Source organism: Streptomyces sp. NPDC041108 (assembly GCF_055592645.1).
This window is the reverse complement of sequence record NZ_JBVIYK010000003.1, coordinates 414,369-427,545: the sequence shown is the minus strand read 5'-3', so window position 1 is coordinate 427,545 and position 13,177 is coordinate 414,369. Positions and strand designations below refer to the sequence as shown.

Here is a 13,177-nt window from a genome sequence, read left to right as displayed (position 1 = left end):
CGCAAGGCAAGCCGAACAGCCTCGGCGACACCGGACGGCAGTACAGGCTCAGCCTCGCGGCCGATCCAATCGCTCGGATGCGGCTGGTCGGTGATGACCACGAGCGTCGTCCCCGGGGTGTTCGCATGCTCCACCGCGAACGCACATGGCGACCAGGCCAGCCCCTGGCAGTACGTAGGCCGGCCTCGCAGCCGCCAGCGGTAGACCGTGCCGTCGACAACGATCCGTCGTGATCCCTTACCGACCAGTGCCATGACTCGCCCTTCAATAGCGACGATGCTAGAGAGTCCGGCCCCACCGACCGTCTCAATTTTCGGCTCATTCAGCGCCGTTTACGGGCGTTCAGGCGGGATCCTGAGCCGTCCCCACACCGGCGGCCAGCCGCCCATGAACCCAAGTGAACGCCCTCGAACGACGCCCACCACCCCACCAACATAGTTGGAAAGCGTGTTGGAGGCATCGAGTCCGAAGCACCGGTGTCGAACGTCGGCTGGTCTCCAGTCACGAAAGGGTCACAACGTCGTGGATTTGGTCTTCACCCCTCACAATTCCTGATCATGGAGTGGCTCTCACTTACGATCACCCTGGTCACGGCGTCGGTTGCCTCGGGACTCGCGATCTGGCAGGTGCGGACGCAGCGCGTTCGCCAGGTCGAGGACTTCTACGTTGCTCGCTACTGGTCGTTGCTGGACAAGCTGTCGCCCCGAACCCTTCGCGGCATAGGCACACCCGAACTGAACGAGCAGGAGGAAATGGCAATCCGTCTGTACTTCCGTCTCAGTGAGGACGAAGCTGACTTGCGGGCTCAGGGCTGGGTTTCCGACGACACCTGGCGTGACTGGAGCGGCGCCATCTCTTCACAGATGCGCCGGCCACCTTTCGACCGCCTCTGGGCCGAAACTTGTGAGGACTCAGCGGCTGGCCGCGACTACGAGTTCAGGCACCTGCGCAGGCTGTGGGACGACGCCAGTTATGACCCCTCGCCGACTGGCACCTTCCGAAGGCGCTTGCGCCGGACTCCGTGGCGACAGCCCCGGCCGACACCACCCCAGCGGTCGTCGCTGTAGCTGTGCCCACCCGCACCACAACCGCACCAGAACGAGCGGGGAACAGCGGGGAATCACGGTGAAAGCGGCCCCGCCCGGCGAGGCCACCACCCAACAGTTCACCCAGGTCACCGCCCCTAACCGACCACAAATGCTCGCAGCTTCCCAAGCTGATGGCTCAGGCATCGTCGTAACGGCCCGGCACGTCGTGGCTCGCTCTGGTCGACGGCATTGGCAGCGTGGCCAAGGCCGGTGGGGGTGCAGCGAGACACACGCGTGCGTGGTCGGTGGGCGCACCCACCGTCGCGGCGACCCGCACCTTCGCACTCGCCGGCAACCGGACCAACGGCCGGGGCATGGACATGGGCCGCATCGACTTCGCCGCCACCAGGGACACCACCGAGATCCGGGAGATCACCGCGGGGGACGGTGTGCCGCACAACTTCCACGTCCACGACGTGCAGTTCCAGGTCCCGACCATCGGCGGCACGCCCCCACCGCAGTCGCTGCGCGGCTGGAAGGACACCGTCCACACCCCACCGAACACCCCCGTCCGCCTCGCCCTCCGCTTCCGCGCCCCCACCGACCGACGAACGCCGTACGTGTACCACTGCCACCTGCTCAGCCACGAGGACCAGGGCCTGATGGGCCAGCTCGTGGTCCTGGAACCGGGCGACAGGCCGGGCAGACCTCACACCGACCACGTGGACTGAGGGGGCACGAGCCCTCGTCCAGGGGTAGGCGCAGAGCGGCGTGGAGGTGGTCGGCTTCGGCTCCGACGCATCGGGCGCAGGCTCGTACATCGGATAAGCCCTGGTGAGAGTGGATGTCCCTGCGGACAATGGCGTCATGACGTGGACGATCTGGGTCGATGACTGGCAGTTCCAGTGCTGCGGGGAATCCTTCGCGCCGGGGGACGTGGTCTCGTGGAACCTGCTGGAGGTGAACCCGGAGGACTACGCCGACGTCGTCGGCAACGAACGTGCGACCGGCATCGACTTCCGCGAGGAACACCACGGCCAAGAGGGGGAGCGCACGCCGACCTCGTTGGAGGTGCTGACGATCACCGAGGTCCACTGCTGTTACGCGATTCCCCCGGACGGCACGACCAACGTTCTGAGCCCGGTCTCGGGCACCAGCATGCTGGTGCCCGTCAGCGAAGCGAACGGTTGGGCGACGAGGCAACCAGACGTCAGCTTCGCGGGCTACCTGGTGACAGCCCGGCTCATCAAGTCGGAGGTATGACGGACCTGAGCGGGAGTCGCTCCACAGCGCACCAGATCAAGGCTGCCAGTTCACCCCGGTCAGCGTCGAAATCGGCCCCGCCTGCCCACGACTTCCCAAGCCGAGGGCCCTCACGGCAGCATGGTCTGCCGACCGTAGGGGGCATGGTGGGGAACAAGGAGACGGAGCAGGCCGCGATCGCGCACGTGATGGCCTTGGAACGAGCCGCCGGCCGGGATCCGAAGGACGTCCGCACCTCGGGCCTCCCGTACGACATCGAGAGTCCGCCTCGCTTGATCGAGGTGAAGGCCTTCAGCCGTACGGCCCGCGGTGAAGCGCTGGCGCTGGAGCACCGGCACGGAACCCTTCGGGAGTGGCCCGCGTCAGGAGACGGACCGAGGCGGACAAGTCGCAGGGCACGCCCCCAGGACCGGACGTAACAACCGGACACGACAGGTGAAGCAACCCAGACGTCCCCCTCCCCGCTCACCCCGAACGCGTCCTCAACGCCTCCCGCACGATCGCCTCCAACTGCTCGTGGTGCGCGCCCTTCCAGTACGCGCGGCCGCACGCGTCGCACTGGGCGAAGACGTCGTACGACTTCTGGGTGCCGCCCTCCAAACGGTCGGCGACCTCCTCCTTCGTGGCCGGTCTGAGCAGGCCGTTGCAGGCGGTGCAGCGGGTCCAGGGGTGCAGGTCGGGGGCGAAGCGGGCCAGTACGTCCGCGAGTTGCTCCTCCGGGTGCGTGCTGTAGATGTACGCGCCGGCCCACAGTTCGCGGCGGCGCAGGAGGCCCCGGTCGCGGCTGAGCAGGACCCGCTGTTCGGTGGCGGAGCGGGTGGCCAGGGCGGGGTCGCCGATGTCCGTCGACTCGTAGGCCGTGTCCACGCCCAGCAGGCGCAGGCGTCGGGCGAGGGTGCCGAGGTGGACGTCGAGGAGGAAGCGGAGCGGGGCACCGGGGACGCGCTGGGGGCGCTCCACCGGGCGTACGGTCACCGACTCGCCGTGTGCCGGGACGTGGGAGGCCGGGACTTCGCGGCCGTCGACGACCAGCGCGCCCACCTCGGTCAGCGGGACGCCGAGGGACTCGACCACGTGGCCCAGGGTCGAGACCCCGTCCGTGGCCAGCGGGGTCGCGCCCGCACGGCGGCCGTGCGGGACGAACAGGGCCAGTTCGGGGGCGACTTCGATATGGATCTCGGCGGCTTTCACCTGGTCAGGATGGCACGGGGGAGGGGCGCGGGTTCAGGGATTTTCCCGCTGCAGGCCGTGGTCGAGGGTGGTCAGGGTGCGGTCGACGAGGGCGGAGAAGTCGTCGCGGTGGCCGTTCTCCGCCCAGTAGAGGGACGTCTCCAGCAGGCCGCCGATCAGGGACATGGCGTAGACCCGTACCTCCAGGCTGTCCGGGTCCCGGCCGGTGCGTTCGCCGATCGCGGTGCAGAGCATGCGGCCCGTCACCGACATGCTCTCCATCATGCGCGAGCGCACCGCGGGGACCTGGACCATCAGGTGCGTGCGCAGCCGCGCCACCGCCGCGTCCTCCTCGACCCCCGTGCGTACGGCCTCCCGCATCACGTGACGGATGCTGTCCGTCCAGGGTTCGTCCGCCGGCCGGTTCCGCAGTTCCTCCAGGAGGAGCGGGTCGAACTCGTCGGTGAGGACGATGTCCTCCTTGGTGGGGAAGTAGCGGAAGACGGTCGACGGCGACACCTCCGCCCGGTCCGCGATCTGCTCGATCGTCGTGGCGTCGTAGCCCTGCTCCTCGACCAGCGCGTAGGTCGCGGCGCGGATCGCCTCGCGGGTCTTGATCTTCTTCCGCTCGCGGAGGCCGAGCGGGGGGCGGTCGGTGGGGGTGGGGGTGCTGGGGCGTGCGGCCGTCATGCGGTCATTGTCGGGCATCGGCCGGTGAGTCGGCCAGGTCAGGGCCGGTGTCCTCGCCGACGCCGGTGCTCTCGCCCTCGCTCGCCGTCGGCGCGCTCGGCAGGAGAGCGGCGGCCAGCAGCGCGGCGACCAGGGCCGTGACGCCGCACACCAGCAGGACGAGGCCCATGCCGTGGACGTACGAGGCGTTCGCGGAGGTGAGAAGAGGGGCCACGCCCGCCCGTTCGGCGACCACATGGGCCGCCACCACCGAGTCCCCGGCCGTCTCGGCGGCCGAAGCGGGCAGCCCGGCGGTGTCGAGCCGGTCCCGGAAGACGCCCGCGAGCAGGCTGCCGAGCAGGGCGATGCCGATCGCCCCGCCCACCTGACGCAAGGTCATCAGCAGCCCCGAGCCGCTGCCCGCCCGGTCGGCGGGCAGGGTGCCGAGCGCCCCGGACATCGCGGGCACGACCGAGAGCCCGAAGCCGGCGCCGGCCAACGACAGCCACAGCGCCGTGAACCCGTAGCCGGAGCCGACCGTCGTACGGCTGCCGAGGAGCGCGGCGAACGCCAGCACCACCAGGCCCGCACCGACCACGAACCGGGACCCGAAGCGTTCCACGACCGGCTGCGCGACCCGCGCGCCGACCAGCAGGCCGCCCATCAGGGGCAGCAGCCGCACGCCGGTGCCCAGGGCGTCGTTGCCGAGGACGGCCTGGAGGTACGGCGGCAGGACGAACATCAGGCCGGACAGCACGAACATCACGAGGGTCGCGGCGAGTGCGTTGAAGAGGAAGCCGCGGTGGGCGAGCAGTCCCATGTCGAGCAGGGGGCGTACGGCCCGCCGTTCGCGCAGTACGAGCGCGGTGATCAGGACGGCCGACACCGCGAACATGCCCAGGACCAGCGGGTCGGTCCAGCCGCGCGTGGGTGCCTCGATGATCGCGTAGACGAGGGAGCCGAGGCCGGCCGCGGTGAGGGCGGTGGAGACGGTGTCGACCCTGGGCGAGGCGGGATCCCGGGTCTCGGGCAGCAGGAAGACACAGGCGGCCATGCCGATCGCCGCCATCGGGATGTTGATCAGGAACACCGAGCCCCACCAGTAGTGGTCGAGCAGCCAGCCGCCGATGATCGGGCCGAGCGGCAGGCCGAGCGTGGAGCCGGCCGAGACGATGCCGACGGCCTTGGTGCGCTCGTCGGGGGCGAAGAGCGAGGGCAGTACCGACAGGGCGAGCGGGGTGACCAGCGCGGCACCGATCCCCATGACGGCGCGGGCCGCGACGACCGCGTTCACGTCCTGGGCCAGCGCGCCCACGACCGACCCGGCGAGGAAGATCCCGAGCCCGGTGATCAGCATGCGCCGCCGCCCGAACCGGTCGCCGAGGAGTCCGGCCGGGAGCATCAGGGCCGCGAAGACGACGACGTACGCGTCCGCCATCCACTGTTGCTCACCGATTGTGGCGCCGAGCTGCCCGGCCATGGTCGGCAGCGCCACGTTGAGGATCGTCATGTCGAACCCGAGCACCAGCATGCTCGCGACGAGGGCGCCGAGGGCCCACCAGCGGCGGGGGTCGGGCCGAGCCTGGGAAGAGGTGATGACAGTCTCCATGAAATGAGAGTAGCTCTCAAAAGATGGTTCATGTCAATTGATGGAGGTGAAGGTGTGTGGGCGGGCACGCAAAAGTGGCCGCGGCGTGAAGCCGCGGCCACCGAGAAGTGGGCGTGTCCGGTCGTCCGGGAGGGTCAGCCGTGCTGGTAGGCCACCATCGAGATCCCCACGTAGTGCACGACGAACGCGGCGAGGGTGAAGGAGTGGAACACCTCGTGGAAGCCGAACCAGCGCGGTGACGGGTCCGGGCGCTTGAGGCCGTAGATGACTCCGCCGACGCTGTAGAGAAGGCCGCCGACGATCACCAGGACGAGGACGGCGATGCCGCCCGTGCGCATGAAGTCCGGCAGGAAGAAGACGGCCGCCCAGCCCATCGCGATGTAGCAGGGCGTGTAGAGCCAGCGCGGGGCGCCGACCCAGAAGACGCGGAAGGCGATCCCGGCGACCGCCGCTCCCCAGATGCCCCACAGCAGCCACTGACCCTTGGCGCCCGGCAGGAGCAGCATCGTGAGCGGGGTGTAGGAGCCCGCGATGATCAGAAAGATGTTGGCGTGATCCAGCCTGCGCAGGATGCCGTCCATCCGCGGGCTCCAGGTGCCCCGGTGGTACAGCGCGCTCACGCCGAACAGCAGACAGGCCGTGAGGGCGAAGATCCCGCACGCGATGCGTCCGCGTGTGGAGTCGGCGAGGGCGGTGAGCGCCAGTCCTGCGACGAGGACGGCCGGGAACATGCCGAGATGCAGCCAGCCCCGGAGTCTGGGCTTGATCTCGTCGGCGATCTGGTGGATCTCGTCGGTGATCTGGTCGGCGACCTGGTGCGGCAGGGATCGCGCGTCGGACGTGCGGCTGTCGGCCGGCGTCTCCGGGTGCGCATCGGGGACGGACGCTGTCATGCTTGCATCGTACCTACGGAACCGTAACTTACGGGACCGGGCGAGCTGTTCGCACGCTCGGAAGTGGCCATCATCTCACGCGGAGCCGTGGAAGGGGATGCCGGGGCGTGTCGGCGGGCACTCGCGGTGAAGCGGCGGTGACGCAGGGAAACCTCTTGAGCAGGGTTCGGCGAGTGGTGATGGTCACGATGCTCAGGTGTGAGGCCCTCTGGACATATGGGCGCTCTCGTCGGATGATCAAATGAGTGCGGTCGACACCGGATGAGCGCCAAGGGCATCACTGATGAAGCATCCGGGTCGCAGCCCCCACGGGGCCTCCAACACAAAATCCCTCATTTAGGAGCAATCGTGGCGCGCGACATCGCGGCTCCCCCTTCCACCGTCCCGACCACCCACCGAGAACTCGTGGCGTGGGTGAACGAGATCGCCGAACTGACCGAGCCGGACAACGTCGTCTGGTGCGATGGATCCGAGGCCGAGTACGAGCGCCTGTGCGGGGAGCTCGTCGAGAAGGGCACCTTCCGCCGGCTGGACCCGATCAAGCGCCCGAACTCCTACTACGCCGCGTCCGACCCGACCGATGTCGCCCGGGTCGAGGACCGTACGTTCATCTGCTCGGAGAAGGAGGAGGACGCGGGCCCGACCAACCACTGGAAGGCCCCCGCCGAGATGCGGGAGATCTTCCAGGGCGAGAACGGTGAGAAGGGCCTGTTCCGCGGCTCGATGCGCGGGCGCACGATGTACGTCGTGCCGTTCTGCATGGGTCCGCTGGGCTCGCCGCTCTCCGCGCTCGGCGTCGAGATCACCGACTCCGCGTACGTCGCAGTCTCCATGCGCACCATGACCCGTATGGGACAGCCGGTGCTGGACGAGCTGGGCTCCGAGGGCTTCTTCGTGAAGGCCGTGCACACCCTCGGCGCCCCGCTGGAGCCCGGCCAGGCCGATGTGCCGTGGCCCTGCAACAGCACCAAGTACATCTCCCACTTCCCCGAGAGCCGCGAGATCTGGTCCTACGGCTCCGGGTACGGCGGCAACGCCCTGCTCGGCAAGAAGTGCTACGCCCTGCGCATCGCCTCGGTCATGGCGCGTGACGAGGGCTGGCTGGCCGAGCACATGCTGATCCTCAAACTGACCCCGCCGCAGGGCGAGTCGAAGTACGTCGCCGCCGCGTTCCCGTCGGCGTGCGGCAAGACGAACCTGGCGATGCTGGAGCCCACCGTCAAGGGCTGGACCGTCGAGACCATCGGCGACGACATCGCGTGGATGCGGTTCGGCGAGGACGGGCGGCTCTACGCCATCAACCCGGAGGCCGGGTTCTTCGGCGTCGCGCCCGGCACAGGTGAGCACACCAACGCCAACGCGATGAAGACGCTGTGGGGCAACTCGGTCTTCACCAACGTGGCGCTCACCGACGACGGCGACGTGTGGTGGGAGGGGATGACGGAGGAGACTCCGGCCCACCTCACCGACTGGAAGGGCAACGACTGGACGCCGGACGCCGAGGCGCCCGCCGCCCACCCGAACGCCCGGTTCACGGTGCCGGCTTCGCAGTGCCCGATCATCGCGCCCGAGTGGGAGGACCCCAAGGGCGTGCCGATCTCGGCGATCCTCTTCGGCGGCCGCCGCGCCACGGCGGTGCCGCTGGTGACGGAGTCCTTCGACTGGAACCACGGGGTGTTCCTGGGCGCGAACGTGGCGTCCGAGAAGACCGCGGCGGCCGAGGGCAAGGTCGGCGAACTGCGCCGCGACCCGTTCGCGATGCTGCCCTTCTGCGGCTACAACATGGGCGACTACATGGGCCACTGGGTCGATGTCGCCAAGGGCAAGGACCAGTCGAAGCTGCCGAAGATCTACTACGTCAACTGGTTCCGCAAGAACGACGCGGGCAAGTTCGTCTGGCCCGGGTTCGGCGAGAACAGCCGGGTCCTGAAGTGGATCGTGGACCGGCTGGACGGCAGGGCGGAGGGTGTGGAGACGCCGATCGGCATCCTCCCGACGCCGGAGGCGCTCGACACGGAGGGGCTGGACCTGTCCGCGTCCGACCTCGACTTCCTGCTGACCGTCGACAAGGAGGTGTGGCGGGAGGAGGCGGCGCTCGTGCCCGAGCACCTCAACACCTTCGGTGAGCACACGCCGAAGGAACTGTGGGACGAGTACCGGGCGCTGGTGAGCCGCCTGGGCTGAGCCCCTCTTTGCTCCGCGACCGGCCGGATATGGGTTGCCCTGACCAGCGACGTCTCCTCGGCCGGTCGCGGATTTTCTGTGCACCGGGTTGTTGTTCGGGTGCCCAGTGGCTCGGGGGTGCGGGTTTCGTCGGCGGGTGCGGCTCCGGTGGGGGCTTCTCGCGCAGTTCCCCGCGCCTCTGAAAGCACCAGGCCCCGCGCCGTACAAGCACCAGGCCCCGCGCCCCTACGAGCACCGGCCCGCGGACCTGAAAGCCCTGGCCCTGCGGGCCTGAGAAGCATGGGGCGCAGCCCCTGCTTCTCAGGGGCTGCGGGGAACCGCGCGACCAGCCCCCACCGGGGCCGCGGACGGGGGTCGAAGGGGCGCAGCCCCTTCAGGATGGGACGGGTAGGGGCGGAGGGGGCGAAAAGCACTGCCGCGCAACGGATTTCGCGGGACACTCGGGACATCCGCACCGAACCCCGAAATGAGGTGAGCGGGGTGCGTACACCCGTAAGTGACCCCCTGAAGATCGGCCCGTACAAGATAGTCGGCCGCCTGGGATCGGGCGGCATGGGCTGGGTCTACCTGGGCCGCTCACCCGCCGGCCGCGAGGTCGCCGTCAAGGTCGCCCGCCCCGAACTCGCCGCCGAACCCGAGTTCCGCGAACGCTTCGCCCGCGAGGTCGCCGCCGCCCGCGTGGTCAGCGGCGCCTACACCGCCGCCGTCGTCGACGCCGACCCCACGGCCGAACTCCCCTGGCTGGCCACCCTGTACGTCCCCGGCCCCTCCCTCGCGGAAGCCGTCCGTGCCGACGGGCCCCTCCCCGAGGCCCAGGTCCGCCCGCTCGGCGCCGGACTCGTCGAGGCGCTGCAGGCCATCCACGCGGCCCATGTGGTCCACCGGGACCTCAAGCCGGCCAATGTCCTGCTCGCCCAGGACGGCCCCCGCGTCATCGACTTCGGCATCTCCCGCGTCGACGGCGCCCCCGGCCTCACCCGCGTCGGTGTCGTCGTCGGCACCCCGCCGTTCATGTCGCCCGAGCAGATCCGCGGGGCCCGCGTCGGTCCGCCGAGCGACGTGTTCTCGCTCGGCGGCGTCCTGGTGTACGCGCTCACCGGCCGCTCGCCGCACGGCAGCGGCGAAGGCGTGCGCGTGGAGGTCGTACGAGGAGAGCCCCGGCTCGACGGCGTACCGGCGGGGCTGCGGCCCCTCATCGCCCGCTGCCTGGCCAAGCGGCCCGAGGACCGGCCGCCGCTCGCGGAGATCCTGGCCGAACTGGTGGAGGAGGACGCGAGCGCCGAGGTGTGGCCGCCGCCGCAGGTGGCCCGGACCATCGAGGTGCGGTACGAGGAGCTGAAGGAGCGTCATCTGCGCCGTACGACGAGCGAGTCCGTCCCCTCCTGTCTGCTGCTCCACGCGCAGGCACTCCTCGACGCCGGTCTGACCGACGTCATGGTCGCCGGGGCGGTGGTCCGTGACGGTGCCTGACTCCTACCCGGACAGGGATTCCCGCCCGGGCCGGGACTCCTACCCGAGCAGCGACTCCTCCGTGGGCCGCGACTCGTATCCCTCGGTGAACGGCGAGATATACGACCTCGGCACGCACTGGCGGCAGTTGGTGCAGAACTGGGTCGCCCGGCGGAATTACCACACGGTCCACGACACCGTTTCCGTGTCCCTGAGATTCGATCTCCAAGAGGCGGGGCGGATCGTCACGGTGAGATTCATGACCACCAAAAGACTCCTCGTGGCCTTCGCGACGGACGGGCATTTCCTTCGGCAGGACCAGCTCGCCATCGCTGCGGCCGCGTCGAACGCGTGGAATACCGAACAATTGATCCCCATGCTTTCCGTGTGGGACGTGCGCGGGCCGCGCCCCTGTCTCGCCGGGGTGTGCGACCTGCCGCTGACGTGTCGCATCACGCAGGCGGACTTCGACGCACTGGCCAATGACTGGGTGGAGCGGGCGCGACAGATGTTCAGTCGTTGCCATCAGGTGTTCAAGTTGTAGAAGTGAAAAGCGTACTGATCGTAAGTTGACGAAATTCGCCGAAACTCCACCGGCGGAATTCACCAAACCCTTCCGGCCGCCCGGTCGCCTGCTCCACTATTGGATGGGCTTTTTCAGGGCCGCGGGGGCGTGCCTTTCAGGCCACGGGGGGTTGGTGCGATGGGTGCGATCAGGCGTTCGCCGTTCATCGGTGTGCTGGTGGGGTCGCTGGTCGCGCTCGTGCCGGGTGGTCCGGCCGTGGCGGTCCCCGACGCGTGTGCCGACCGGCTCACCGAGCAGCTGCAGTGCTGGGCCGGCGTGATCAAGGACGGCCCCGTCGTGATCACGCTGGACGAGCCCCTGGCGTACGAGGAGGTCGAGGAACGCCGGCACCAGGACATCGAGACGTTGCGCCGGGACCGGTACCCGCTCGTGGTCCGCGTGGAGAAAGGCAAGGCCACCGGTGAGGGCGGTACGGCCCTGCTGGTCCTGGCCGAGGGGCGGCTCGTCCATCCCGACGCCCGCATCGACCGGCTGCGACCCGGCCCGATGAACGCTCTCAAGGAGGCGGGCCTCTGCGTCGACCGCACGCTGATGTGCGAACTGATCGAGAGCAAGGACGACAAGTCCGGCCCCCTGGACGGCAGAACGCTGATCGACGAGGGCCTGGCCGCCGACGTCCGCACCCATGTGGATGCCATCGACGAGGCGGAGAACAAGGAGAAGCCACCCGCCACGACCTCGCCGGGCAACTCCGCCCAGCAGGGAGGCGACAAGCGGGGCGGCGACCAGGCCGGCACCACCGACGGCGAACCCGCCGGGTACAGCAGCGCCACCTGGACCGCGTTCTGGATGTGTCTCCTCCTCGCCCTGCTGCTGCTCGCCTTCGTGATCGTGATCCGGCGGTCCAGGGGCCCGGTGGCCGTGGGCCATCGGGCGCTGTCACCCGGGCGGGCCGCCGGCGGGCCCACGCGGACGGCGCCGGCGCACGCGGCGCGCGGCGGACTCGGCGGCGGCAACGGCTCCCGTGGCGGCAGTGGGGCCGGTAGCGGCGGTGCGGGGGCCGGCGGTGGCGCTGCCCTCGGCGGCGCTGTCCTCGGCGGTGGCGGTGGGGCCGGCGACGGGGACGAGGCCACCACCCGGCTGCGCGCCGCGCCCGCCACCCGGTACGGGCGTCAGGTGGGGCCCCGCCCGGCGCACTCCCGCACCGCCGTCGTACGGACCGAACTCCACCCGCAGGGCTATGTCGAGCTGGACCGGGTGCTGCGCCGGGCCGTGTGGGCTGAGCCGGGGCGGCCACCGCCCGCGCCCGGCGCTCTCGTCGACGTCACCGACGCGCGGGAACGGGACTCCGACGTCCTGTACGCCTTCCCGCCCACCGCCGCCCGGCACGCGAAGGGCACGCCCAGGTGACCCCGGCGGCACCGGCCTGCCTCCACCGCCCGTCGAGCACCAGCCGGAACCGCACCGGCCGGAACCGCACCGGACCCAATCGCACCAGCCACAGCCACCGCACCAGCCACAGCCACCGCACCAGCAGCAGAGGCACCGGCACCGTCACTGGCACCACCAGCGTCACCGGCACCACCAGAGGCATCAGCACCACACAGGCACAGGGGGAAGAACCATGCACCGCGAATACCCGCCCACGCTGCCGGCGGAGTACGCCGACATCGAGTTCGAGAACAATGCCCAGCGCATGCCGCTCGTGCTCTGCCTCGACACGTCCAGCTCCATGGCCGGCCCGCCGATCCAGACACTGAACAACGCGCTCGCCGAGTGGACCCGCGAACTCCACGACGACGTCAGCCTCAGCTACAGCGTGGAGGTCGCCGTCGTCACCTTCGGCGGCCAGGGTGTCGGCGCCTGGCGCGGACCCCAGCTCCTCGACCCGCGCACCCGCACGAGCCCCTTCATACCCGCGCACGCCTTCCAGGCGCCGCAGCTCACGGCCGCCGGCGTCACCCTGATGACCGAGGCGCTGGAGCTGGCGATGCACATCGTCGCCGCCCGCAAGGCCGAACTGCGGGCCTCGGGGCTGCAGTACTACCGGCCGCAGATCTGTCTCGTCACCGACGGCCTGCCCACCGACCCGACCGGTCATCTCACCGACTCCTGGCACCGGTTGGTCCCCGTCCTCGCCGAGGAGCAGAGCGCCCGCCGGTTCCGGCTGTACGCGATCGGCGTCGGCGGGATCACGGACCGGGGGGAGCAGGTGCTGCGGGCGTTCGCGCCGAAGTTCAACGCCCGGCTCCAGGGTTTCCCCTTCCGGGAACTGCTCCAGATGATGTCCGCCAGCGCCAACGCCGAGCAGAAGGGGGCGGGGGACGAGGTGTTCGAGAAGATCTTCAGCCAGTTCAAGACACAGCGCCCGGCCTGGGAGGCGTGA

General features: G+C 69.9%; 13 protein-coding genes. 9 read left to right on the top strand and 4 right to left on the bottom strand.

The window, feature by feature from the left end:
• Positions 1-557 precede the first annotated feature (557 nt).
• The 4 genes from ACZ6BB_RS11465 (at position 558) to ACZ6BB_RS11450 (ending at position 2,710) form a co-directional block, all read left to right on the top strand.
• Positions 558-1,067 carry a hypothetical protein gene (locus tag ACZ6BB_RS11465; protein WP_471615046.1) on the top strand — a complete coding sequence of 170 codons (510 nt, stop codon included), beginning with the start codon at positions 558-560 and terminating at the stop codon, positions 1,065-1,067.
• Positions 1,068-1,333: 266 nt separating this feature from the next.
• Positions 1,334-1,759, top strand: coding sequence for a multicopper oxidase domain-containing protein (locus ACZ6BB_RS11460; RefSeq protein WP_471615045.1), 426 nt, complete (start codon positions 1,334-1,336; stop codon positions 1,757-1,759).
• A gap of 136 nt (positions 1,760-1,895) precedes the next feature.
• The gene (locus ACZ6BB_RS11455; RefSeq protein ID WP_471615044.1) at positions 1,896-2,291 is read left to right on the top strand and encodes a DUF6578 domain-containing protein; all 396 of its coding nucleotides are present in this window, start codon (positions 1,896-1,898) and stop codon (positions 2,289-2,291) included.
• Positions 2,288-2,710 (top strand): protein NO VEIN domain-containing protein, encoded by a 423-nt coding sequence (locus tag ACZ6BB_RS11450; RefSeq protein WP_471615043.1) that lies wholly within the window; start codon positions 2,288-2,290, stop codon positions 2,708-2,710. Before ACZ6BB_RS11455 ends, ACZ6BB_RS11450 begins: the two co-directional genes overlap by 4 nt.
• Before the next feature lie 46 nt (positions 2,711-2,756).
• Here ACZ6BB_RS11450 and ACZ6BB_RS11445 read toward each other — a convergent pair whose 3' ends face one another.
• The 4 genes from ACZ6BB_RS11445 to trhA form a co-directional block, all read right to left on the bottom strand.
• A complete protein-coding gene (locus ACZ6BB_RS11445) occupies positions 2,757-3,482 on the bottom strand; it encodes a Mut7-C RNAse domain-containing protein (protein ID WP_471615042.1) in 726 nt (241 codons plus the stop codon).
• Between the two features lie 33 nt (positions 3,483-3,515).
• Positions 3,516-4,151 (bottom strand): TetR/AcrR family transcriptional regulator, encoded by a 636-nt coding sequence (locus ACZ6BB_RS11440; RefSeq protein ID WP_471615041.1) that lies wholly within the window; start codon positions 4,149-4,151, stop codon positions 3,516-3,518.
• 4 nt (positions 4,152-4,155) lie between these two features.
• Positions 4,156-5,739: a DHA2 family efflux MFS transporter permease subunit gene (locus ACZ6BB_RS11435; protein WP_471615040.1), complete on the bottom strand. Its 1,584-nt coding sequence runs from the start codon at positions 5,737-5,739 to the stop codon at positions 4,156-4,158.
• 134 nt (positions 5,740-5,873) lie between these two features.
• Positions 5,874-6,632: a PAQR family membrane homeostasis protein TrhA gene (gene trhA, locus ACZ6BB_RS11430; RefSeq protein WP_471615039.1), complete on the bottom strand. Its 759-nt coding sequence runs from the start codon at positions 6,630-6,632 to the stop codon at positions 5,874-5,876.
• 348 nt (positions 6,633-6,980) lie between these two features.
• On the opposite strand from trhA, the gene ACZ6BB_RS11425 reads away from it, so the two are divergent.
• The 5 genes from ACZ6BB_RS11425 to ACZ6BB_RS11405 all read left to right on the top strand — a co-directional run bounded on the left by ACZ6BB_RS11425 (position 6,981) and on the right by ACZ6BB_RS11405 (position 13,177).
• Positions 6,981-8,816, top strand: a complete 1,836-nt coding sequence (locus tag ACZ6BB_RS11425; protein ID WP_471615038.1) for a phosphoenolpyruvate carboxykinase (GTP) — start codon at positions 6,981-6,983, stop codon at positions 8,814-8,816.
• Positions 8,817-9,296: 480 nt separating this feature from the next.
• Complete coding sequence (locus ACZ6BB_RS11420) at positions 9,297-10,286, top strand: serine/threonine-protein kinase (RefSeq protein WP_471615037.1); 990 nt, start codon at positions 9,297-9,299, stop codon at positions 10,284-10,286.
• Complete coding sequence (locus ACZ6BB_RS11415) at positions 10,273-10,809, top strand: hypothetical protein (protein ID WP_471615036.1); 537 nt, start codon at positions 10,273-10,275, stop codon at positions 10,807-10,809. Before ACZ6BB_RS11420 ends, ACZ6BB_RS11415 begins: the two co-directional genes overlap by 14 nt.
• Positions 10,810-10,968: 159 nt before the next feature.
• Complete coding sequence (locus ACZ6BB_RS11410; protein WP_471615035.1) at positions 10,969-12,201, top strand: hypothetical protein; 1,233 nt, start codon at positions 10,969-10,971, stop codon at positions 12,199-12,201.
• 214 nt (positions 12,202-12,415) lie between these two features.
• Positions 12,416-13,177: a vWA domain-containing protein gene (locus ACZ6BB_RS11405; RefSeq protein WP_450939442.1), complete on the top strand. Its 762-nt coding sequence runs from the start codon at positions 12,416-12,418 to the stop codon at positions 13,175-13,177.